This is a genomic window from Bacillus cereus group sp. N12 (assembly GCF_016483575.1).
GTDB classification, from domain to species: Bacteria; Bacillota; Bacilli; order Bacillales; family Bacillaceae_G; genus Bacillus_A; species Bacillus_A toyonensis.
The window spans coordinates 46,737-71,378 of record NZ_JAEHBO010000008.1 but is presented as its reverse complement, the minus strand read 5'-3'; the positions used below and the strand labels follow the sequence as shown (position 1 = coordinate 71,378).

Here is a 24,642-nt window from a genome sequence, read left to right as displayed (position 1 = left end):
AAAAGGAAAAGAGGGAAAAAGATGTGGAAAACTACGGATCTATGTGATGAGTTTGAAAAGGAGTTGCAAATATGTCGCCAGTCTTTTCGATCTTTTGGGAAGAAAGAACAATTCCACGGGAAAATTGCAACGGTGAAAGTGAAGGATGATAATGTACTAGTGAAGGAAGGATTACAAACATTACCGGAAGGAACGGTATTAGTTGTTGATGGTGGAGCGTCTACGAATTGTGCGTTACTCGGTGATAATTTGGCAGCTATTGCAGAGGAAAGAAAGCTGGCAGGAATTATTGTAAATGGATATGTTCGTGATTCTAGTGAACTAAAGAATATTAATATTGGTATTTTAGCGTTAGGGACGATGCCAAATAGAAGTGTAAAAGAAGGGAAAGGAGAACGAAATATTTCATTGCAATTTGGACAAGTAGAATGGAAGCCAAATGATTATGTTTATGTGGATGAAGATGGCGTCATTATTAGTGAAAAAAGTTTGCGTCGTTAAAGGTTAGTAAGTTACTATTCTTAGAAAATAAATCCGATAAAGCATGGACAAAATTCTTTGTCAATAGTAAAATAATACAGAAATTTAAAATTAACAGAATGTATAGGTTTATCGTTTTACGATAACTTAAATGGAAGTAAGTCGTGCCTAAAAAAGTGAATGTTATCACAATGATACGTTCATGAACAAAATTATTTTTCCTATACAAATATAGCCGCGAATGATGCGGGTAGGAGGTGTTGCACAGTTTGTTCGACACTTACAAAAAAAGAGTGTCAATTGCACGCCCTTGAAGGGTCTTTTTTTGTGTGAATAGTAGTAAGGGAGGAAATTTTGGGATGGCAATGTTGAAAAAATGGCTGCTTACGTCGTTAATGGCAGTTATACTTGTATTTGTTTCTTTTGCGAATACAGTACATATTACGTTTGCTGAAGGAAATACAGCAAAACTTGCAATTGTTGGTGAATCACAAAATGGCATTATGTTATGTCCGAAAGAAGAGCAAATTAAAGATGGGGAAACAGCTTTAAGTTTGCTGCAAAAAGTCATGGGGGACAAAGTAGAAGCTGAAACGATGTCGTTTGGAACGTATGTAAAAGGCATTGATGGGCTAATGGCCGGGGCTACAAGTGGCTGGCTGTATGATGTAAATGATAAATCTGCAGAAGTTGGAGCGGATAGTTATAAATTAAAATCTGGAGATGTTGTTGTTTTCCGTTTTGTTTCAGACTGGAGCAATATGAGTCAAGAAACATTACAACAAACATTAGATAAATTTGGTACTTGTAAAACGGTAGAAGAACCAAAAACAGATGATCCAAAACAAGAAAAACCAGAAGAACCAAAGACGGATGATCCAAAACAAGAGAAACCAGAAGAACCAAAGACGGATGATCCAAAACAAGAGAAACCAGAAGAGCCAAAAACAGATGATCCAAAACAGGAAAATCCAGATGGAACAAAAACACCAGAACAACCAAAGCAAGAGAACATTCAAGTTCCAGCAGCGCAAGTAAACGAAGCAATTTCTAAAACGTCTGAAAAGATGTTACAAGATGGAATAGAGAGTGATTGGGTAGCTCTAGGGCTTTCACGTTCTGGAAAGAATGTACCAATTGAGGCGCAATTAAATTATGTTAAGGCAGTAACAGAAAAAGTGGAAAAGCGTATAAATCGTTTTTCAGCAACAGATGTAGCTAGAACGATTATTATGATGAATGCAATGAGTGCAGACCCTAAAAAGGTAGGCGGACATAACTTAGTTCAAAAATTGTATGAATCTGATAAAGTAAATTCTGTTACAGGTTATACATTTGCGTTACTTGCCTTTGATACGAATAAATATGAAATTCCAGTCGAAGCAAAGTGGAATCGAGTTGCTTTAGTAGATGCAATTTTAAACACGCAACATACAGATGGTGGCTGGACTTATACTAGTTCAGGTAGTAAAGATAGTGCTAGTAGCGTCGATGTAACAGGTATGGTTTTATCCGCGTTAGCACCTTATCAAGATCGATCAGATGTGAAACCAGCTGTACAAAAAGCTGTTGCGTATTTATATAACGAACAGCTAAAAAATGGTGGTTTTTCTGCTGATGGACAAGAGAATTCTAATAGTACTGCGCAAGCAATTATTGGATTATCACTTGTTAAAGATGTAGATCAAAATCGTCTTCATAAGGCAGTGCAAAGTCTGCTGTCATATCAACTTCCAAATGGTGAATTTAAATGGTTACCAAGTGATCAAAATGGTAACGGAATGGCTACAGAGCAAGCTCTTTTAGCGTTAGTTCAATTTAAAGAAATCGGAAAGTCTATTTATGACTGGTCTAATGTAGGCGGTGATGAAGTAATTAAGCCGAAACCGATTGAAGAGCCAGAAAATAAGGTAATAGAAAAAGAAATTACTGAAGAACCGAAAGAACAAAAACAAATACAACAAGAAACAAAAGATGAAGATGTAAAAGTTGTTGTAGATAATAAACCAGTTAAAAATGAAAACATGCTACCGAAAACAGGAGCATCTTCTCATAGTACAGCTACAGAAGTAGGTATGGGTGTATTATGTATTGCTTCTGCATATGTATTATGGAGACGTAAAGCAGCTTAACAAAAATTAGGAGCAATGATTTGCTCCTAATTTTTATATGAAAGGTGAGAGAGAACATGAGTAAGATGAAGTGGTTCATTTCTTTAATGCTTTCACTCGGCCTACTTGCCGGATGTGAAGAGGCGGCTGTAAAGCCGGAGAAGAAAGCAGAGCCAAAGCAAGAAGAAGTAGCAAAACAAGAAGAACCGAAAGAAGAAGTGAAACCGGAAGAGAAACAAGCTGAGCCGGAACAGAAACAACAAGAAGAGAAACAAGAACAAAAAGTAGCAGAGAAGCCGAAAGAGGAAAAGCCGCAGGAACAACCTGAAGTAAAGAAAGAAGAGAAACCTCAGGAGCAATCTGCTACTAAACAACCAGAACAACAAAAAGCAAACGAAGAGAAACAACAGCAACCGAAAGCACAGGAAGTAAAAGAAGAAGCAAAGGTTGTCAATCAGCCGAAAGAAACACCAAAGCAGGAGCAAAAGGTAGATCCGAATAAAGAGAATAAAACGATACCGACTCCGCCCGTACCAACTCCTGTACCACCAAAAATAGATACAGTACCGGTACCTAAACCACAGGTAAAACAAGTTACTATCTCCGTAAAAGGACATGAAGGGTACTTATTAGGTGCGAAAAAGGTTGATGTACAAGAAGGCGATACTGTTTATAAAGTGTTGCAGCGTACAGGATTAGATGTTGATGCAAGTGGATCAAAAGATAGCATTTATGTAAAAGGTATTAATGATTTATATGAAAAAGATATTGCCGATACTAGTGGCTGGAAATATCGTGTGAATGGTGCATTTCCGAACCGTAGTGCTGGTGTAGTTACAGTAAAACCAGGAGATACAATTGAGTGGGTATATGTATTAAAATAAGAAAGGCATTCGGTAAAGGACTATGAAAATAAGTTTTTCTTCTTTACATCCTTTTGTGAATTTTTTCTATTATATTGGGGTGATGATACTATGTATGATGTGTCTTCATCCTCTTTTTTTAATTGGAGCAATTTTATTAATCGTTATTTTAAATGTGATACAAGGAAATAGCGAAAAGATAAGAAAGATGTTACCGAGCACAATCGTATTCTTTTTTATGGTAATTTTATTTAATTCGTTATTAACACATAGAGGTCGAACTACGTTATTTTGGTTAGGTGATAGCCGTATTAAGCTGGAGGCAATTATGTTTGGAGTAGTAATGGGGTTATTACTAGTTGCGATTATGTTTACGTTTGCTTCGTATAATGATGTTATTTCAAGTCATAAATTTTTATATTTGTTTTCGAGAATTTCACCGAAAGTTGCATTGTTAACGATGATTACAGTGAGGTTTGTTCCTTTGTTTATTAGACGATTACAGAAAATAACACTCGTCCAAAAGACAAAAGGTGTGCAGGTAGATTCAGGTTCAATTGTTGAACGAGTGAAAAATGGCATGCAGTTACTGCAAGTATTATTAATTTGCTCGTTAGAAGATGCACTTCAAACGGCAGATTCTATGCAAGCTCGTGGATTTGGTGTAACGAAACGTACGACGTATATTCGGTATAGAATGGAAAAACGTGATTGGTATACGCTCAGTTATTTAATGATTTTATTTATAACTGCTATCATATGTAGTAAGTATGGCGGAGGAAAATTGATCATTTATCCGAAAGTCGAATCTATTCTATTCCAGCAATACGATGGAATGATGTTTGTAGCATTTACGCTGTTTATTAGTTTACCAATCATAATGGAAGGAAGGGAATGGATATGGTGGCGCATGCAGAAATAAACAATTTATCATTTGTATATGCTGATGAAAATGAAAAAGCGTTACAGCATATTTCTCTTTCTATTCAAAAAGGAGAGTTTATAGCGCTAGCTGGAGGATCCGGATCTGGGAAAACGACATTATTAAAACATTTTAAAAAGGAGTTACTTCCAATTGGCACGCGTTCGGGAGAGATGTTTTATGAAGATGTATTATTAGAGGAAGTACCTGATTTATTATCTGCGCAAGAAATTGGCATGGTATTTCAAAACCCAGAAAATCAGCTCGTAATGGATACAGTGATTCAAGAATTAGCATTTTCTTTAGAAAATATCGGATTACCATCACACATTATTCAAAAACGAATAGCCGAGCTCATTAGCTTCTTAGGATTTCAAGATTTATTGCATCAATCTGTTCATACGTTATCTGGTGGGCAAAAACAACTTGTCAATTTAGCTGCGGTATTAGTTATGCAGCCGAAACTATTATTATTAGATGAACCAACGGCGCAATTAGATCCGATTGCTGCGAAAGAGTTTTTAGGGTTGTTAAAACGTATTAATGAAGAACTTGGAATTACGATTATTTTAAGTGAACATCGTTTAGATGAAGTGATACCACTTGCAACACGCGTTGTTTGTATGGATAACGGCCGAATTGTTTATGATGGTAGTCCTAAAACAGTTATAGCGAAAATGTGGGAAGTGGAAAACTTCCGTCCATTTATTCCGCAAATTCCAAGGTTGTTTTTAGAATGGAATGCGAGAGATATTCCGTTTACAGTGCGAGAAGCACAAATGAAAATGAATGATTTTTCAGCGATATCATATGTGAATGAGCAGATGGTACAACGTAAAAAACAAGAAGTAATGTTAAGTGCAGAACATATTTCTTTTCAATATGAAAAAAATAGTCCGCTTATTTTACGAGATTTAACAGTTGCGATTGAAAAAGGAAAATGGGTAGCGCTCGTTGGGAAAAATGGTACTGGGAAGTCTACACTGTTAACGATTTTAGCAGGATTGCAAAAAGCGAGAAGAGGGAAAGTAAAGTGGCATGGTAAAGTGATACATAAAATTGATTCGAAAGAACGATTTAAAAGGATCGGGTATGTATCACAGCATCCGTATTATCATTTTACATTTGATACAGTGTGGCAAGAAGTTTATGAACGTGCTCGTGAATTATATGGAGAACAAGGAAAAGAAATAGCAGAAGATATGTTGAAACAGTTTTGGTTACATTCGCTTAAAGAGCGCCATCCACATGATTGTAGCGGGGGAGAGCAACAACTACTTGCATTATGTACAACGTTATTATCAAAACCAACGCTATTACTACTTGATGAACCGACAAAGGGGTTAGACCCATGGAAGAAAGAAAGAGTAGGAGAGCTATTTAGGAAATTACAAAAAGAAGGTACAACCATTGTAATGGCGACTCATGATATTGAGTTCGCAGCGAAATATGTTGATCAGTGCATGATGTTATTTGATGGAACAGTCATTATGAATGATGCACCGAAAGAATTTTTTAGCGGTAACTTCTTTTATACAACATCTATTAATCGATTCATTCGAAAAGAATTACCATATGCATTAACGTGGGAGGATGTGTACGAAGCGTGTCCAAACGATATGTTGCATTCATAATATGTATTTTTGCGTTTATAATAGGCACATTACTCTTTACTACACTCCTCATGGACGGCTATTACATGGTAAGTAGTTTGTTTTTATTAGCTGTTATTATGTTACCTTTTTATATCCGTTTTGAAAGGAAGGCGTTTGTTTCACGTGAAATTGTTCTCGTTGCCGTGTTAGCAGCAATTGCTGCGGTTAGCCGCGTACCATTTTCTATTTTACCAAGTGTACAACCAACTTCCTTTGTCATTATCGTTTCTGCAATCGTGTTTGGGAGTGAAACTGGTTTTATGATCGGGGCAACAGCCGCTATCGTATCGAACATTTTTTTAGGACAAGGTCCGTGGACGCCGTGGCAAATGTTTTCGTGGGGTATGATTGGTTTTATAGCTGGACTATTACGTAATACATTTTTCATGAAAAAGCTCTGGGGAAGACTCCTATACGGATTAATTGTTGGATTTTTATTTGGTTGGATTATGAACTTCTGGGGACTTCTCGGTTTTATACGAGAAGCAACGTGGGAAACCGTCATTGCGTACTATGTCGCGAGTTTTTACTTTGACTTAAGTCATGCGATTTCAAATGTTATTTTCCTACTACTATTTAGTACTTCGTGGATTACGATTCTCACAAGGTTTAAAAAGAAATACGGTATATTAGATGAGCATAACATGACATAGAAAAGCATACTTATATAAGGTAGGGTCGCGACTTACATATTCGTTTGCCTCTTTCATGCTTCTTACATATTGTAAGGAGCATTTTTTATTGTCAAAAAATAGATCCAATATACATCCGTTAGTATATAAAATTATTTGTATAATAGTAGGTGAGAACTTCTTTCAAGAGGGAGGTGTATAGTTAATGAAGTTAGTTATTCCGAAGCAACATGGTGCATGGGCCATGCTTATTATCCCATTTCTATTAAGTGTCATACTTGGGAAACCTACTTTTTATCATATTCCATTGTTTTTAGCTTGGTTCTTTATCTATTTAGCTACGTATCCATTTCTCATATACATAAAACAAAAACGAAAAAAAGAGTTTTTACATGCAGCAATTTTATATTTTATTATTGCGTTCGTATTTGGGATGATTTCTCTATTATATGAATGGCGAGTTCTTTTATTCGTAGCAGCAATGATTCCATTATTTATAGTAAATATGTATTACGCTCGCCAAAAGAATGAAAGAGCACTGTTAAATGACATTTGCGCAATCATCGTTTTCTGTATAGGTGGTTTAGTTAGTTATTATTTTTCAATGAAACTTATAGATAAAACAGCATTATTTATTGCGCTTATTTCATTTTTATATTTTTTAGGAAGTACGTTTTATGTGAAAACGATGATTCGTGAGAAAAATAATCCGAAGTATCGTTTTATATCTTGGGGGTATCATATCGTGTTAACGGTCATCGTATTTGCTATCAATCCATGGTGCTCTCTTATTTTTATACCAAGTGTCATTCGAGCAATTATGTTGTATGGCAAAACAATTTCTATCATAAAAGTAGGGATTTTAGAAATTGTTAATTCTGTATATTTTTTAATCATAACGGCAATAATTATGAAGTATGCCATTTGAAAAAACTTCCCACCTTATGATGGGAAGTTTTTTCAATCTTGTTCTAAAATGTGAACCGTGTAATCGCAGCGTTGAATAGCTTGTTCGATCGCATAAAGAGATTGCTCAATACGAGCACGATTAAAATCTTTTTCAACAGTCTGTAATGCTTCTTCTAAACAGTGTTTTGCTTCTTGTAATGATTGAAAAGAATCTTGTACATATCCGCGAGCATTTTCGTGCATTTCATAATCCTCCTTGCATATTCATATATGTATAGTATGAACAGGAAGAAAGAAAATATAATTTGTTGTATTTGTTTGACAATTGAAATGAAATTACGTATAGTAAGATTTAAGTGAATATTTTCTTATCCAGAGAGGTGGAGGGACTGGCCCGATGAAACCCAGCAACCGCGATGCAGGTGCTAATTCCAGCAGAACATATTTGTTCTGGGAGATAAGACGAAGATATATACGTAACTTCTTCTTATCGGAGAGGTTTTTTTGTTGCAAAAAAACCGATTACGAAAATTTATATTAAGAAGAAAGGGGTTGCGGATTACTGTGACACTCGAAAAATACGTAAAACTGCGTAGTACAGTTTATGAATATATGATAGAGCAAGATAAGCCAATATCATTATTAGATATTCAAGAACATATCGTTTCGCATCATGAAGGAAAATTCACGAAAAAAATGTTACATCAATTTTATTTATCAAGACTATTAGATGAACTCAAACTGGATGGGAAAATTACATTAGCTGATGATGAATATCTCTATACTGAAAAAGGGGTATTTTATAAGGCGAGAAAAGGGAGCTAGTCTCTCTTTTTTTCTTGAAATAGCGAAGTATGTAGAGTAAAAGACTGCTAATGCAGCCTGATACAGGGAATGGTGTTGAGTGTGTAGTGTCAAAAATTGAATGTGCCTGAAAGAGGCAATTCATATCGGCTGCAAATGAAAAGAGACACCTCCGCCGAATAGGTGTCAGTCGTTTTGTCACGTAGACTCGCTACTTGACAGTTATTAGAATAACATGCAGGTTTTTTGAAGTCAAAAGGGAATTAAAGGAAGAGGTGCAAATATGTACGCTTACTTATTAAAAGATATAACGAAATGGATCCCAAAGTACATTATAGATAAGGGATATGAATATTATGAAGATGGACATGTAGAAGATGTTGAAATACAAGACAAGAAAGTAATTGCTTTCGTTACTGGAAATGCAGGAAATTATGAAGTGATTATTGATCTTGAAGATTTTACAGAAAGTAGCTGCGAGTGTCCTTATGAGAATCTTTGCAAGCATATGGCGGCAGTTGTTTATGATATTCAAGGTGCTGGTGAGCGTACGGTGAAAGAGAAACTGAAAGATTTAAACAAGGAAGAGTTACTTACCGTATTAAACCGTTTGTTACAAAGTTCGAAAAACGTACAAATTGTAGAGAAGATGTTAAAGAAGGGGAAACTTTAACCATAGAGGGAGTTGTCTTGTAGTGAATGTACTAATTGTATACGCTCATCCTAGTCCTTCCAGTTTTAACGCGGCGATTTTAAAGCATGTGCAAAAAGGATTACAAGAAACAAATCATTCGGTTACGGTACTTGATTTATATAAGGAACAATTTGATCCAGTCCTTGTATTTAATGAAGAGAAAAAAAGACGTGATTTAGTAAATGAAGAAGAAACAGCTTGGTACAGAACGTTAGTGGCAGAAGCAGATACTCTTTTATTCATATATCCGATATGGTGGTGGGGGATGCCTGCTATTTTAAAAGGGTTTATTGATCGCATTTTCGTAGCTGGATTTGCTTATAAATATGAAGGTGCCTTGCCGAAGGGCTTATTGAAAGGAAAGAAGGCGTGGGTAATTAATACGTTAGATTCACCGTTATGGTACGTCGCCCTATTATATCGATCAGCAGATTGGATTATGATGAAGAGAGGTTTGTTACGTTTTTGCGGCATTCGCGATATAAAACGATCTGTTTTTCAATCTGTGAAAACGAGTAAACGAGAGAAGCGGGAAAAGTGGTTATTACAAATAGAAGAAAAGGCTCGTACATTATGAATGAAATTGATCGTATTATAAAGTGTTGTAATATGGATGATAAACTTTTTCGTACGTATATTACGTGTTTACTTCAATTGAAGAAATGTAGCGAAACGTTTCAACAAGTTCAAATACGAGTAAGAAACGATTATTTAATAAGAGGAATTTGTGAAAGAGAAGTGGATGAGGTAGTACGGGGAAGTAAAGAATATGAAGTACATTTTCTTCCTAAAGCGTTACAGTGGAATTTCTTGAGTGAAAATCCACATCTCATTGAAAAAGTATGTAAAGATTTTTTTGCATTTGAGGCATTAAACCTTACGGAGATAGAGTGGAAGACGATTATAAATTGCGTGGGAAATAAAGTGAAACTTTAATCTGTGGGGGTTTTGTTCTTCCCACTGATTATTAGCCTTCACCAATCGGGCATTTACAGGCAGTTGATTTCCCACCTAACCGCTTTGCTCTAGCTGGTATGGGTGGGAGTTTACTGCCTGTTAATGCGGGGTAAATGATTTATTATGTAAAAAAGCTAGTATAAAACTAGCTTTTCGTTTAAATAAATAAGAAGCATAAACTAATGATAAATCCTGCGTATAGTAAGTTCACAACGCAAAATCCCATAATATCACGAGCACCTAAACCAGCTATCGCTAACGCTGGTAATGCCCAGAAAGGTTGAATTAAATTCGTCCAAGCATCGCCCCACGCAATTGCCATCGCTGTTTTTGCAGCAGGTACACCAAGTTCAGCACCAGCTGGAATCATAATGGGTGCTTGTACAGCCCATTGACCGCCACCAGATGGAACAAAAATATTAACGATGCCAGCACTTAAAAAAGTAAAGAGCGGGAAAGTCGTTTCGTTTGAAATACTAATAAAGAAATTAGAAATAGCTCCTCCAAGAGAAAGTCCTTCACTATTTACTCCAATCATCATACCCATAATTCCTGCGTAAAACGGAAACTGAAGTAGAATGCCAGAAGCACTTTTTGTAGAGTCTGAAAAAGCGCGAATATATTGAATTGGAGTCCGGTGAAAAATAAGACCAGCAATTAATAACATAAAAATAACGATATCGAGTGTAAGGTTAAAACCTTTCGTATAAAAGTAATTGAAAATATAAATGAGACCTAATAACCCAACGCAAAGTGTAATAATGATGCTATTTTCCATTTTCTCAGCGACTGTTTTTGGCTCTAGTTCTTGAGCAGCAGCTTCTTCATGAAATACGCTAGGATCTACTGTTACCGTATGTTTTTCATCGGGATGCATTGCCCGGTTAATGAGTGGCATCGTAATGAGAAAGATAATAACTGGAACGAGAGCGTATGGTGAGAATAACGTTTCTGTTATTGGAATCGCTTCTTTAATACTTCCAGCTGTCGTTTTAATTAACGTTTCACCGCCCGTAGCTAACGTAAGAGGGATAGAAGCGGAAAGACCCGCATGCCAAATGAGAAATCCAGAGTAAGAAGAAGCAATTGCTAATCTGTAATCTAATCCTTCAAGTTGTCTTGCAACTTCTTTTGCATATAAAACAGATACAACAATACCAAATCCCCAGTTTATGTATGCGCCAAGTAAACTTACAATTGAAATGGCAATAATACCTTGGCCATTCGTTTTCGGTAGCCTGGCAGCTTTCGTTAACCCCTTTTTAATAAGAGGAGCGTTCGCTAAAGCAGATCCAGTGACAAGTACTAGTGCCATTTGCATAGAAAAGGCGAGAAGTCCCCAAATGCCATTACCCCAATGATTAATCATTTCGACCGGTGTTTGGTGAGTTGCAAACATGCCGAAGAAGATAACAAAAACAGTTAATAAACATGATAAAATAAACGGTTCTGGCAAGAAACGTTGCACTAAGGCGACGCAACCATTTGTAAAGGAACGAAACAAAATAGATCAACCTCCTTATGTATGTTTCTTACAATGTTCGAGGTTGTTTGGAGGATAACCTTTAATAAAAAGAAAATTCTGATATTTATAGATTTTTGTTGTAATGGATTGATAGATTTAATTTATATTTCAAAACGTTTTTTCATTTTGATTTGAAATATTTTTAAGAGGGGAGTACTACATGCCTTTTAATATAAGAGGAACGAATGGAGCAAATGCTTATTTCTACCTGTAAAAAAATGAATGAACTTATAGGAGCATTGTAATGAATATAAAAGAGAGGTGAAAGGATTGGTAAGGAGAAATTTGAATGTATTTACTAAAATATCCTCTTTGACAGCGATTGCTACGATTATTATCTTACCAATTTACAATTTATTAAGTAGTGTAGACGATAGTGGGAATTATATGATAAGAATGTTAGTATTACTCACATTCTATCTTTCTATATTTAATGTACCTGTAAGCATTCTTTCAATGTTCAGCACAGAGAAATTAAGTAAAAGAATTTTCGCTTTAGTTGTAAATGTATTACCTATAAGTCTTATCATTTATGCTTTGATTATGGAATTTATAGATGAATTTGTCAGACTAGCACCTTAGTTAAAAAGGGCTCTGCAACACCCCATTGACGGCATGTTTTAAATCCTCGACCGATAATTGCTGAATATGTAACATAAACCCTGCACCAAGTTCGTATACTCGTCCAGCGATTGTGTGCTGATCATTTATTAAAGGGAGCATAACTAGAGGAACTTCAAAATAAAGTGATTCACTTATGCTGTTTATCCCACAATGGCTAATATTGTGCGTCTGTTTGTTTCAAAATCATTTGCTGAATACTAGACACTATTATCTCCAAGTTCTATTAAATTGTGCACTAATCTTAACGTTGGATTTAGGTGTCACATGAAGTGATTTGTTTTTATCGTTGTGGGGGACACCAAAACTTCAGGGTGATGGGCATATGGTTCTATTCCATCATCAATCTAGCAAAAAAATGTTCTTCCTCCAATATGTAATATTGCATATAAAAATGAATTGATGCAAATGTAAAAGCTTATTATAATGAAGACATAAATATTCAACACATCTTTAATACAACAAAGAGGAGGAAGCAATATGGAAATCGCAATGGCAGTTTTGAAATTTTTAGGTGGGGTAATTCCGTTAGTTCAAGAACTTTTAAAAGCATTTATGTAAGTTTATTAATTAGCAATCATTATCATATTTAATATAAAAAAAGAACGGGGTGATTTTTCTGAAAATTACGAAAAGTAACAAAAAAATAAAATTCCTAGCATGTGTATTAGTTAGTTTATGCACTATTCATTATTCATCTATTTCTTTCGCGGAAACGCAAACAGGTAATGCAACTGATGCAACAAAAAATGCTAGTGACATTAATAATGGTATAGCAAATTTAAAGTATGATAGTAGAGATATTTTAGCAGTAAATGGTGATAAAGTAGAGAGTTTTGTTCCGAAAGAAAGTATCAATTCAAATGGTAAATTTGTAGTAGTTGAGCGTGAAAAAAAATCACTTACAACGTCACCGGTCGATATTTCGATTATTGATTCTGTAGCTAATCGTACGTATCCAGGAGCAGTACAACTTGCAAATAAAGCTTTTGCCGATAATCAACCTAGTTTATTAGTGGCTAAGAGAAAACCTTTAAATATTAGTATAGACTTACCTGGAATGAGGAAAGAAAATACGATATCTGTCCAGAATCCGACATATGGTAATGTGTCTGGAGCAGTAGATGATTTAGTGTCTACTTGGAATGAGAAGTATGCATCAACACATTCGTTACCTGCAAGAATGCAGTATACAGAGTCCATGGTGTATAGTAAATCACAAATCGCAAGTGCTCTTAATGTCAACGCTAAATATCTTGATAACAGTCTAAACATTGACTTTAATGCAGTTGCAAATGGAGAGAAAAAAGTGATGGTTGCGGCATATAAGCAAATATTTTATACCGTAAGTGCTGAACTACCTAACAATCCATCTGATCTTTTTGATAATAGTGTTACTTTCGGTGAGTTAACTCGTAAAGGGATAAGTAATGCGGCTCCGCCTGTTATGGTGTCAAATGTAGCCTATGGCAGAACCATTTATGTGAAATTAGAAACAACATCTAAGAGCAAAGATGTACAAGCTGCTTTTAAAGCGTTACTTAAAAATAACAGCGTCGAAACGAGTGGACAGTACAAAGATATTTTTGAAGAAAGTACCTTTACCGCTGTAGTATTAGGCGGAGATGCAAAAGAGCATAACAAGGTTGTTACAAAAGATTTTAATGAAATCCGAAATATCATTAAAGATAATGCAGAGTTAAGTAAAAAAAATCCAGCATACCCAATATCATATACGAGCACTTTCTTAAAAGATAATGCAACTGCTGCTGTTCATAACAATACAGATTATGTTGAGACTACAACTACAGAATATTCAAGTGCGAAAATGACGCTTGATCATTACGGTGCATATGTTGCTCAATTTGATGTATCTTGGGATGAATTCTCATATGATCAAAATGGGAAAGAAGTACTAACACATAAAACTTGGGAAGGAAGCGGCAGAGATAAAACTGCTCACTTCTCTACAGTTATACCACTTCCACCGAATTCAAAAAATGTAAAAGTCGTAGCGAGAGAATGTACAGGTCTTGCATGGGAATGGTGGAGAACAATTATTAATGAACAAAATGTTCCATTAACAAATGAAATAAAGGTTTCAATTGGAGGAACGACATTATACCCAACTGCTAATATTAGTCATTAGGTTGGAGCGAAGCGCCCTGTGTACAGGGCGCTTTTTTACTTGTTTGAAAGTATATCGGTTTTTTTAGATGTATCATAATCAATTCGCAAATCTTGTAATCATATTTTTAAATGGCTGTATCAATGTTTTTAATGATCGCATTCTCCATTATTAAATCCCCATAAATGTAGCCTATCTTAGGTTGATAGTGATGCATGGTGCCTCCATGTATATAAATACATTTTGTCGAAATTATTAAAAAGGGGAATTTTTCTATTTGAAGAACTAATAATTGATTGTCAATATGTATTAGAAATCTCAATCTAAACTAAAGGAGAACAAAATGGGACAAAACAATAAGGGCTTTTCTGAAACAGGATTGCGCAAAATGCGCAATGTATTGGCGCAGCATGTCGATTCTGGAAAGATTCCTGGGCTCGTCGCCTTAGTCAGCCGAAACGGCGAGACGCACGTCGAAGCGCTTGGAACAATGAGGCATGATGGCGGTGCACCAATGCGTCGGGACACGATTTTTCGATTGGCGTCCACTAGCAAGCCAATCGCAGTTTCACCAGTAATGGTTTTGCTCGATGAGTGCAAACTGCATTTAGACGACCCAGTAGACAAATGGCTACCGGAACTCGCCGACCGGCAAGTATTGAAACAGCCCGACGGCCCGCTAGAAGAGACCGTCCCAGCACGGCGTCCTATCACTGTACGAGACTTGTTGACCTCCACATTCGGGCTCGGAGTGGATCTCACGTTGATGGGTTCTCCCATCATGAACGCGTTCTTCGAGAGTGGGATATTCGACACGCCAGGGCAGGATATGCCCGATCCAGATGAGTTTATGCGTCGCCTAGGTGCACTTCCGCTAAGCTATCAGCCCGGAGAGCGGTGGCAGTATCATATCAGTTTAGAAGTAATCGGTGTTCTTGTTGCCAGGGTCACGGGTCAGACGTTCGAGTCGTTCTTGCGCGAACGCATATTCGATCCGCTAGGAATGAAGGACACTGGATTCTACGTACCTGAGCTCAAGATTGACCGGCTTCCACCAGCCTTCAACCCCGATCCGCAGACAGGTGAATTCATCGTGTGGGATGAAGGTGTGGGTGGACGTTACAGCAAACCTCCAGCATTCCAAGCAGGCGGTGGTGGACTGCTTGGAACCGTCGACGATTATCACGCGTATTTGCAGATGCTTTTGAATAAAGGGATGCATGGTACTAAACGGATCCTGTCTAGGCCCGCAGTCCAGCTGATGACCACCAACCGTCTTACTCCTGAACAACAAGTATACCGAGACGATTTGGCCAAAAATAACGTCCATTTGTCATTCGGACAAGGGATCCAAGGTGGCTGGGGCTTTGGGATGGCGGTGCGTACCTATCTTGGAGACTACGCGTCTATCGGTCAATTCGGCTGGGATGGCGGAACCGGCACTTCAGCTTACGCTGATCCAGATAAACAGTTTATTGGAATTCTGTTCACCCAGGTTGGGATGTCCACTCCGGCCCCATCGCATCTTATCCAAGACTTCTGGACCACGGCCTACCAAGCGATCGAAGACTAGGGTATCGTTTAAAGAAAAACGCCAAGACGGATAGACAATCATAGGCTTGATGGCCACGATCAACACCATGGTTAAAAGTTAGGATAGGACCGTATTGGAAGTACTGCGGTAACAGTTGGGCATTATTAATAATAGCACAACAAAAAATCCTCTTGGATGCAAGAGGATTTTTTTATTGGGAATAGTAAGGAGGAGGGAGGTGCATTACATATGGGAAAAGGTAGAAGTAATAATGCTGGTAAAAAGCAACCAAATTTCGATGATTCATCTAATTTCGCTAAACAAAGCCAACCGACAGAAAAGAAGAAGAAGTAAAAAAAGGATCTCTCTTGATAAAGAGAGATCCTTTTTTACTATATTGACGTTTCAGCACAATAGATCGATTGTTCAACCAAATAGTCATTCATGTAAGGCTTAAACTCCTGCTTTCACTACTGTGGAAGCTTCTCCAAATGATGGGCAATATCAACATACATATCGGAATAAACCGAATGTATTTCATTACTAGGTGTAGCATTAGAAGAGAAGTGGACGATTACCATATTTGCTTTCGGATCGATATAAAGCGTTTGTCCGTAACTGCCTAACACTTCGAAAGCACCTTGTTCATTGTGCGGAATCCACTAACAAATGAAATAAAGGTTTCAATTGGAGGAACGACATTATACCCAACTGCTAATATTAGACATTAGGTTGGAGAAAAGCGCCCTGTGTACAGGGCGCTTTTTTACTTGTTTGAAATTATATCGGTATTTTTAGATGTATCATAATCAATTCGCAAATCTTGTAACTATATTTTTTTAATGATTTCATTCCTCATTATTCAATCCTAATAAATATAAAGTAGTCTATCTTTATTAATTCGTCATATACTAGTATTTTGATTTTTTTATAAAAAAGTCGCTAACCTCAAAGTGCCTCTTCCTACTTAATCTACCGCTTCTATTAAAATTATAAATTGAAATGCATTTTTGTTTTTTTCATTACTTAGCCTTTAGAAAGAAGAAGTAATCTCTACTATAATTGGCGTTGTATGAGCTTAGCTTGATAGCGATGGGATAGCACCAATAAAACGCGAATTTCGTACGCTAAGGTAAGGGATTTTTAAGTTAAAAAACTTAGTTTTAACGTATATTAAGAAAGTTCCATAAATGATATTTAATACTTATAATGTACTTTGTTTTTTGTGCTGCGTTTTGGTATCTAGTATGGGAAATATTTTATTTTTTTAGCTATACCCTATAGACTTTGAAGTTACTTTAAGGTTTATACTGATTAATGATTATATAAAAAGGCCTTTTTATATTTGATTAATCAAGGAATGAGGAAAGTTATATGGATATATACAATAGAAAAAAATTATCTTTAGCTTTAGTATTATTTAATTTATTTATCGTGTTTTTAGGAATTGGTCTTGTTGTCCCCATAATGCCAACATATATGAAAACATTACAATTAGGAACTGATATTATGGGATATTTAATTGCTACTTTTGCATTTTTTCAACTATTAATATCTCCTATTTCTGGAATATGGGTAGATATATTTGGTCGAAAAAAAATGATCATAATAGGGTTAATCATTTTTTCCTTTTCTGAATTTTTATTTGGATTTGGAAATCAAATATGGGTTTTATTTCTTTCTAGAGCATTAGGGGGGATTAGTGCTGCATGTATGATGCCGGCAGTTACTGCTTTTATTGCTGATACAACTTCATTAGAAAACAGGGCAAAAGCATTAGGATATCTATCGGCAGCAATCAGTACAGGATTCATCATTGGTCCTGGTATTGGTGGTTTTATATCTGATTTTGGCATACGTGCACCGTTCTTTTTTGCAGCAGTAATTTCTGGTATCGCTGCGTGTTTTTCAGTATTTATTTTAAAAGAACCTGTATCTAAAGAACAAAGAATTAAAATGCGAGATAACAAAACACAAATTAGTTTTTTTAATGAAATGAAACAATCTTTTCACCCTGTATATTTTATCCCATTAGTACTTGTTTTTGTTTTAGGATGTGGTTTATCAGCTTATGAACATATGTTTAGCTTTGTTGTTGATAAAAAGTTCGGTTTTACACCTAAGGATATATCAACGATTATTTCAATAAGCGCCATATTAGGAGTAATAGCACAAATCTTGTTCTTTGATAAACTAGTAAAAAGATTTGGTGAAAAAAGAATCATTCAAGGTAGCTTATTCATAGCCGCTATATTTATATTCGTGTCTACATTTACTAGTCATTATTGGGGCATCATGATTGTAACGTTTGTCACTTTTTTAGCATGTGACTTACTGCGACCAGCAATTACTACATTACTATCTAAAATAGCTGGAGAAAATCAAGGGTTTGCTGGAGGGATGAATTCTACTTATACAAGTCTCGGAAATATAATAGGTCCAGCAACGGGAGGCGTTTTACTTAATGTAAATGTTAATCTACCATATATCTTTGCAGGATTAATACTTATTATTGGATTTGGCATAACTGTATTTTGGTCTAAATATATAACAATCAACAACACTGATAAAGTTAAAGTTTTAATTTAATCCTAGCTTATACGATAAAGGAACATTATAGCATTTCGATAATATTTTACGTTTAAACACAACTCAGAAATATTTGACTCAGTTCCTTAACGTACAATTTTTCTGTAATTGTATTGTAATCCGTAATAGAAAATATTTCTTTTCTATTGAATATTTTTTTGAAAAAATTAAATTAAACGTCTATATGTATAACCCCGTCCTAAATTTAGAATGGGGTTATACTGATTTGAGCTTTTAAAATTAAATAGTTTTGTTGTCATTTTTCACTATATAGATATATTATTATTTAGCTTTGTCTTAATACGTATCAAATGAAAAGGGGACCTTCTCGCATGCTAAATCATCTTGAAAAACGATAGCCCCATTAACCATTGTTAAAACGACTTGAACGTCTCGTATTTCTTCAACTGGGATTTCGAAGAGGTTTCTGTTTAATACAACAAGATCTGCGAGTTTTCCTATTTCAAGTGTGCCCAACTCCCTTTCTCTAAATGATCCATAGGCAGGTGATAACGTATAATTTCTTAAGACTTCAGATAGTGACAGACGTTCCTGCGGATTCCATCCTTCTGCCGGTGATCCATCATATCCAATTCTTGTTAGCGCACGATAAATACCTAGCATCGGATTTAATTGCACAATTGGATAATCAGTTCCAAAAGCCAACATTGCACCTGAATCCTTTATAGTTTTCATTGCAAAAATAAAAGGCTCCCGTTCTTTTCCAACGCGTGAAACATAAGTCTGACGTTGTTCTTTACCAAGACCTAAGTGTTCTGGTTGCATTGATGCGATGACTCCGAGCTTTTGGAAACGGGCGATTTCATCCGAATGAATAACCTCCACATGTTCCACACAATGCCTAGCATCTCGCTTACCGTTCTTTTTCTGAGCTGCCTCAAAAGCATCCAAAGCTAGGCGAATTGCCCCATCACCAATCGCATGAATACGAATTTGAAAGCCTTCTCGATCAGCTTCTATTATCCATTTTTTAATTATATTTGGAGAAACAGCTGTTTCCCCGAAGGTTTCTGGTTTATCTGAATATGGTTTAACTAAATACGCGGTATAGCCGGTTATTACTCCATCAACAAACTGTTTCAACCCCGAGACTTGAAGCTTGCCTGATGCATAAGTATCACGTAATTGTTTCGCACGCTCTATATCATCATTTAAGGGAGGTGAAAGATGAATCCGCGCAGTTAATTCTCCTCTTTTATCTAGATCATTAAATAATTCGAAATCCTGTAATTTTTCCATAGCAGGCGATCCATATAAATCGTTAACCGAGGTCACACCCAGCGAAGCTGCCTGTTCGAGAAATTTTTTCATCATTTTCATACGATGTTCCTTTGAAAAATTGAATGCATGATTCGATACTAGTGCAATCGCTGTCTCATACAAAATACCTGTTGGTTCTCCATTTTCATCCTTTGCAATGATCCCGTAGGGCGGATTATCCGTATTGCGATTAATACTCGCAATCTCAAGCGCTTTACTGTTTACCCAGATATAATGTCCTTCCATATGAAAGAGAATAACAGGACGCTCTGGAAGTATGCGATCAAGTGCAGCACGATTTGGAAGCTGTTGGTTGTCCCAATTGCCCTGATCCCAAGAAAAACCAATAATCCATGGATCATTTGGCCTTGAATTGCTAAAATCCACTACCATTTTGAGTACATCTTCTTCTGAAGATGCATCAGCTAAAAAGACACTTTCTTCTGCAATGCTTCCCATTAACATATGCAAGTGAAAATCATGAAAGCCAGCCATAATAAGTTGATCGGCATAATGAAATACTTTCGTGTTTGGTCCAATAAACGGAGTCATTTCCATTTCGGAACCAATGGCTGCAATCTTATTATTAATAATAGCGATATGCGCGGAGAGGGGCCTATCGGCAAGGCCTGTAAAAACAGCATTACTTGAGATGACAATGTCGGCTTTTTGATTTATATTCATTAGTAAATAACCTCCTTGAAATCTGAATATTGAGAATTTTATTTGTGTAAAATAAGTAGTAATCGGATAACAGAGCTATGTAGCTTAAACTACGATTAGGCAAAGTATACAGCTGTGATGATCTTTCACAGCATTTCAAATTAATTTCATGGTTCAATTTATAATTCTTTTTCAAAAATTCAGGGCAATCTTGTTCATAAAGAAGGTCTTTATCCAAAGAAACGACCCAGCCCTTTGTAATGTGATACTTTTCTTCGTGAACAATAATAAACACCTCACCGTTTGTTACATAGAAAACTTCGTGCGCTGCTACATGCCAAGTTCCTTTGCTAGGATCGCCTATTCAGGGTTCCCAAGTGTCTATACTTAATATTTGGGATTTTTTGACTGTAATTTTTTTCGCACAAAACATTCTCATCATCTATATTTCTTGTAAATAATTTTGAAAGATTAATTAATATCAATATGCTTTCTTTACTTTTGTTTCTTTTAAGCGTTTTAATCCTTTTCGAAGAAAATAAATTGCTATAAGGATACCTGGAATTTCAGCAGCTGGAGCGGAATACCAAACACCATCAACTCCCCAGTATTTCGGGAAAATAAACATGAACGGGAATGAAAAAAACAACATTTTGCTCACATTAATAAACGTTGCGGACCAGTTTTTCTCTTGCGCTTCGAAATAACCAGAGACAAGTAAGGTAATGGCATTTAATGTAAACATACAATTAAATACGATTGTCGTCCAGGTTATGAGTTTCTGTAATTCCGGATTACCATTAGAGAAAAATGACATAATTGGATCTGCAAAAATGATTAATAAAGCAGTAACAATCAAAAACAAGGAAACTGTAAAAATGAGACCAATCTTAATTGCTTGTTTCACACGATCAAGGTTACCTGCACCGTAATTGTAACTAATAATTGGTTGAAGTCCTGTCATCCCACCGAGCGCTACTAAGGCGAGCAGGTTTGTAATGTAACCGTTTTGAACGGTGAAAGCTGCAACGTGCATCCCACCACCATAGCTTTGCAGTAAATTATTAAAGAAAATAATAGAAAAAAACATCATGAGCTGACTCGAAAAAGATGCAAAGCCTGTCCAAGCGACTTCACCAATTGTCTTAAGATTAATCATTATATCTTTTATTTTGGGTTTAAGCTTCGTTTTACCGAACCAAAAGTAAAAGATTAGTAGAACAGGGATAGATTGTGCAATGGTATTTGCCCAGGCGGAACCCATCATCCCCATGTCATATTTCGTTACCATAATCCACTCTGTAATTCCGGCAACAACTGCTGCGACTAACCAACTGTTCATTGATAATACAGGCTTTTCATCGATATTGGTTAAAATACTTAGTACAACCGCCAATATCATTATTGGCAATGCAGTCCACAATGGTTGGCTGTATTTCACTGCATATGGAAGTGCATCATGACTTGCTCCGAATAAAGTCATGATTTGATTATTAAAGACCAATCCAAGTATAGCTAGCAAAATGGAGACGAATAGAGTAAACCATAAAGTTTGCCCCATAGTACTCCTCGCTTCATCGATTTTCCCTTTTCCAAGTCGAAGTGAAATGACGGCTCCGGCTCCAATCCCAAAAAGAACGCCAAGCATACGAATAATAACTGTTACTGTAAAACCAATTCCGATCCCTTCGATTTCAAGCTCCCGAAAGCCACTGACGAAATATCCATCAACAATCGCTACCACTCCAAGAATTACGTTAGCCATAATTCCAGCCAAAGCAAACCGTAAATATAGTAACGGAATACTTTTAGTTCCAAGTGCTGAATCATTTACCGGCTTATTCATAATTTCTGCTTTTTCTTTCTGCGGCGAGGGGTGGTTTCCTGATATTCCCATGCTTATACCCTCCTAAAAATAATTTTTACAGCAAGTTCAGCTCAATTCATTCTTCCTTACACAAAATATCAAGTATTGGAAACCAGCACCAATCACGACAATATCCGCTTCTTTATTTCCTTTTAAAGTTTTTTCATTCTCATAGCTGTTTGCGGTCGATGTCCATAGAGAGTGAGTATCCATTTGGTTCATCTTATCCAATCTTTCTTTCTATTTATTTGTAAGAAATGTTAAAGTGGGGGATACGGCTAACACAGATACACCCAAATTTTTTCTACTATTTGTTTTACAGTTGATCAATATTACCGATTGATGGTGCTTTTATCCACATTATCTTTTCCATTTACAATACTTAATTCTTTTCGTCCCAGGGATAGGATGACCATGCAAGCAAAAATCGCTAATGCACCAATCACGAACATTCCGTTTGAAATAGCTAATTTCCCGAAAATCATAGGACCAAAAAAACCACCTAAACTTGCAAATGCATTTACTGTTGCAATGCCGGCTGGTGCGGTTGATTCCGTGAAAAACAGGGTCATAAATGAGAAAAAGGCGCCTACAAATCCATACAGACCAATTGCTGCGAAAGCAATCAATACAATCATTGTCAATGCGTTACCAGCAAACCCACACATAATAAAGCCTGAAAATGCGATGAGGAAGCTTGCAATCAAATGCTTTTTATGTTCATTTCTTTTATCAGAACTCCATCCAAAGAGTAACATGGAAGGGATTCCGATTAGTGCAGGTATAATTGTTAACCAGCCAATTTCCATATTATTTGAACTAGTAGCAAATGATTTAATAATACTTGGCAGCCAAAAACTAAGAGCGTACATTGCTGTATAATTAGCGAAATAAATAAAAGCTAATTTCCAAACCTTCGTGTCTTTAAACATTTCTAATTTTGACGCTTTATTTACTGCAATGCTTTGACGTCTTTCTTTATCTAATTCATTTTCTAGCCAATTTTTTTCAGTCTCATTTAACCATTTAGCATCTTTGGGACCATTATTTAAGTAAAACAGTGTGACAACTCCTAAAATAACGGCTGGGATTCCCTCGAGGATAAACATCCATCTCCAACCAGATATCCCATACCATGCAATGTTATCCATAATCCAGGTTGATAATGGGGCTCCTATAATCGTACCAATCGGCAAAGCCATAACGAGAGAAGCGGAAGCACGCCCTCTTTCTTTATTCCGAAACCAATATGTGAAATATAAAATAATTCCTGGAAAAAATCCTGCCTCAGCAATTCCAAGTAAAAAACGAGCAATGTACAAATGTGTAGCTGATTGTACAAATGCTGTTAAAACTACAATGATACCCCATGAAATCATAATTCTAGCAATCCAAATTTTCGCACCAACTTTGTGCATAATCAAATTGCTGGGTATTTCAAACAGGAAGTACCCAAGAAAGAAAATACCTGATAATAACCCAAAAACTTCTGCAGATAACCCCAAGCTTGCATTCATTTCCAAAGCTGCAAAGCCTAAATTCACACGATCCAAATAAGCAATGACATAACATATAAACGTAAATGGTAAAATGCGTATCATTGTTTTTTTGATTGTTGTACTTTCAACTGATTGATTCATTGAATTCATACTATACATTCCCTCCTAAAATAACGAATCATCATTAGGCTCTACAGTATTTAGTAAATTACTTTGGTGAATATACTTATAGATTTGAAAACTTTTCTTCAATTACAAACCAGAGAGCATTTTCAGTCAGTTCAGCCTTCATCTTAAATCCAGATAAAGTCCCATGAAGAATTAAGCAGATTTTTGCTGTAAAAGATAAATTTATTAGTAAAAGGACATATTTTAGCTTTCGTGTATAAAACATTCGGTGTAAACGCTAACAATTTTAGGGCTGCCAAATATTTATCATTTAATCTACGAATTCTTTGTTTAGAAAACTACTATTCATGAAAATTGGATTTATCAAAAACATAATCGATCTGCTTTATACATTTTTCATTCCGTTCTTTAGACCTTCAGTTTCAATTTTCACTTTGTAAGTTCAAAATAATTCCTCCTTTTTAATGATTGGACTGATAGTAACACGGGATTTTGTCGTATATAAATAATAAAATTCTGCTATGTGACAATTTTTATTAATTTTTTAAAAATTAAGAAAATATAATTTATTTAAAGCGATCTGTTGGGGACTTTTAAAATAATTCCTTTCAAGTGGGAATTTTTATCGGAAATAAGAGGCTTATCTATCTAAGTAATGATCTAGCGTACGATTAAACGAATCAAATAAAAAGACATTTGAACTACTCTTTTTATTATTCTATTGAAAGAGGGGCCTTGAGAAAGGATAATCATATTTTAACAATTAATAATTATTAAAA

Annotated in this window: 20 protein-coding genes, 2 pseudogenes and 1 riboswitch; of the genes and pseudogenes, 14 read left to right on the top strand and 8 right to left on the bottom strand. The window is 35.9% G+C overall.

What is annotated here, in order from left to right:
* Positions 1-21: 21 nt before the first annotated feature.
* The 7 genes from rraA to JDS92_RS06590 all read left to right on the top strand — a co-directional run bounded on the left by rraA (position 22) and on the right by JDS92_RS06590 (position 7,591).
* Positions 22-501, top strand: coding sequence for a ribonuclease E activity regulator RraA (gene rraA, locus JDS92_RS06620; protein ID WP_000266041.1), 480 nt, complete (start codon positions 22-24; stop codon positions 499-501).
* Positions 502-839: 338 nt separating this feature from the next.
* The gene (locus tag JDS92_RS06615) at positions 840-2,612 is read left to right on the top strand and encodes a DUF4430 domain-containing protein (RefSeq protein WP_199631704.1); all 1,773 of its coding nucleotides are present in this window, start codon (positions 840-842) and stop codon (positions 2,610-2,612) included.
* Between the two features lie 56 nt (positions 2,613-2,668).
* Positions 2,669-3,475 carry a DUF4430 domain-containing protein gene (locus JDS92_RS06610; protein ID WP_144467294.1) on the top strand — a complete coding sequence of 269 codons (807 nt, stop codon included), beginning with the start codon at positions 2,669-2,671 and terminating at the stop codon, positions 3,473-3,475.
* 22 nt (positions 3,476-3,497) lie between these two features.
* Entirely contained in the window at positions 3,498-4,376 is an 879-nt protein-coding gene (locus tag JDS92_RS06605; RefSeq protein ID WP_199631703.1) for an energy-coupling factor transporter transmembrane component T, read from the top strand.
* Entirely contained in the window at positions 4,349-6,010 is a 1,662-nt protein-coding gene (locus JDS92_RS06600; protein ID WP_199631702.1) for an ABC transporter ATP-binding protein, read from the top strand. Before JDS92_RS06605 ends, JDS92_RS06600 begins: the two co-directional genes overlap by 28 nt.
* Positions 5,983-6,684 (top strand): ECF transporter S component, encoded by a 702-nt coding sequence (locus JDS92_RS06595; RefSeq protein WP_199631701.1) that lies wholly within the window; start codon positions 5,983-5,985, stop codon positions 6,682-6,684. Before JDS92_RS06600 ends, JDS92_RS06595 begins: the two co-directional genes overlap by 28 nt.
* A gap of 184 nt (positions 6,685-6,868) precedes the next feature.
* Entirely contained in the window at positions 6,869-7,591 is a 723-nt protein-coding gene (locus tag JDS92_RS06590; RefSeq protein WP_199631700.1) for a YwiC-like family protein, read from the top strand.
* A 32-nt stretch (positions 7,592-7,623) separates the two neighbouring features.
* Here the strand turns inward: JDS92_RS06590 and JDS92_RS06585 are convergent, their stop codons facing one another.
* Positions 7,624-7,815: a hypothetical protein gene (locus JDS92_RS06585; RefSeq protein ID WP_000545000.1), complete on the bottom strand. Its 192-nt coding sequence runs from the start codon at positions 7,813-7,815 to the stop codon at positions 7,624-7,626.
* Between the two features lie 122 nt (positions 7,816-7,937).
* Positions 7,938-8,036, top strand: a riboswitch (SAM riboswitch).
* Between the two features lie 40 nt (positions 8,037-8,076).
* On the opposite strand from JDS92_RS06585, the gene JDS92_RS06580 reads away from it, so the two are divergent.
* The 4 genes from JDS92_RS06580 to JDS92_RS06565 all read left to right on the top strand — a co-directional run bounded on the left by JDS92_RS06580 (position 8,077) and on the right by JDS92_RS06565 (position 10,006).
* Positions 8,077-8,397 carry a hypothetical protein gene (locus tag JDS92_RS06580; RefSeq protein WP_073990648.1) on the top strand — a complete coding sequence of 107 codons (321 nt, stop codon included), beginning with the start codon at positions 8,077-8,079 and terminating at the stop codon, positions 8,395-8,397.
* Positions 8,398-8,659: 262 nt separating this feature from the next.
* A complete protein-coding gene (locus tag JDS92_RS06575) occupies positions 8,660-9,049 on the top strand; it encodes an SWIM zinc finger family protein (protein ID WP_199631699.1) in 390 nt (129 codons plus the stop codon).
* A gap of 22 nt (positions 9,050-9,071) precedes the next feature.
* Positions 9,072-9,647, top strand: a complete 576-nt coding sequence (locus tag JDS92_RS06570; protein ID WP_199631698.1) for an NAD(P)H-dependent oxidoreductase — start codon at positions 9,072-9,074, stop codon at positions 9,645-9,647.
* Entirely contained in the window at positions 9,644-10,006 is a 363-nt protein-coding gene (locus JDS92_RS06565; RefSeq protein WP_199631697.1) for a group-specific protein, read from the top strand. Before JDS92_RS06570 ends, JDS92_RS06565 begins: the two co-directional genes overlap by 4 nt.
* A 178-nt stretch (positions 10,007-10,184) precedes the next feature.
* Here JDS92_RS06565 and JDS92_RS06560 read toward each other — a convergent pair whose 3' ends face one another.
* Both JDS92_RS06560 and JDS92_RS30810 read right to left on the bottom strand, forming a co-directional pair.
* The gene (locus tag JDS92_RS06560) at positions 10,185-11,531 is read right to left on the bottom strand and encodes a short-chain fatty acid transporter (RefSeq protein WP_199631696.1); all 1,347 of its coding nucleotides are present in this window, start codon (positions 11,529-11,531) and stop codon (positions 10,185-10,187) included.
* Positions 11,532-12,134: 603 nt separating this feature from the next.
* Positions 12,135-12,335 carry a glycosyltransferase gene (locus JDS92_RS30810; protein WP_106080652.1) on the bottom strand — a complete coding sequence of 67 codons (201 nt, stop codon included), beginning with the start codon at positions 12,333-12,335 and terminating at the stop codon, positions 12,135-12,137.
* 448 nt (positions 12,336-12,783) lie between these two features.
* Between JDS92_RS30810 and JDS92_RS06550 the strand changes: the two genes are divergently transcribed.
* Complete coding sequence (locus JDS92_RS06550; RefSeq protein ID WP_199631695.1) at positions 12,784-14,322, top strand: thiol-activated cytolysin family protein; 1,539 nt, start codon at positions 12,784-12,786, stop codon at positions 14,320-14,322.
* Between the two features lie 322 nt (positions 14,323-14,644).
* Positions 14,645-15,874, top strand: a complete 1,230-nt coding sequence (locus JDS92_RS06545; RefSeq protein ID WP_097959442.1) for a serine hydrolase domain-containing protein — start codon at positions 14,645-14,647, stop codon at positions 15,872-15,874.
* A 431-nt stretch (positions 15,875-16,305) separates the two neighbouring features.
* Here JDS92_RS06545 and JDS92_RS06540 read toward each other — a convergent pair.
* Positions 16,306-16,497 (bottom strand): annotated as a pseudogene (locus JDS92_RS06540) (serine hydrolase domain-containing protein); the annotation flags it as partial.
* 712 nt (positions 16,498-17,209) lie between these two features.
* Between JDS92_RS06540 and JDS92_RS06535 the strand changes: the two are divergent.
* Positions 17,210-18,424, top strand: a complete 1,215-nt coding sequence (locus tag JDS92_RS06535; protein ID WP_199631694.1) for an MFS transporter — start codon at positions 17,210-17,212, stop codon at positions 18,422-18,424.
* A gap of 297 nt (positions 18,425-18,721) precedes the next feature.
* Here the strand turns inward: JDS92_RS06535 and JDS92_RS06530 are convergent, their stop codons facing one another.
* From JDS92_RS06530 to JDS92_RS06515, 4 genes and pseudogenes are all read right to left on the bottom strand, one after another.
* A complete protein-coding gene (locus tag JDS92_RS06530) occupies positions 18,722-20,389 on the bottom strand; it encodes an amidohydrolase (RefSeq protein ID WP_199631693.1) in 1,668 nt (555 codons plus the stop codon).
* Positions 20,390-20,522: 133 nt separating this feature from the next.
* Positions 20,523-20,801 (bottom strand): annotated as a pseudogene (locus JDS92_RS06525) (cupin domain-containing protein); the annotation flags it as partial.
* A 48-nt stretch (positions 20,802-20,849) separates the two neighbouring features.
* Positions 20,850-22,265 carry an MATE family efflux transporter gene (locus JDS92_RS06520; protein ID WP_199631692.1) on the bottom strand — a complete coding sequence of 472 codons (1,416 nt, stop codon included), beginning with the start codon at positions 22,263-22,265 and terminating at the stop codon, positions 20,850-20,852.
* A gap of 302 nt (positions 22,266-22,567) precedes the next feature.
* A complete protein-coding gene (locus JDS92_RS06515; RefSeq protein WP_242475988.1) occupies positions 22,568-23,884 on the bottom strand; it encodes an MFS transporter in 1,317 nt (438 codons plus the stop codon).
* Positions 23,885-24,642 lie beyond the last annotated feature (758 nt).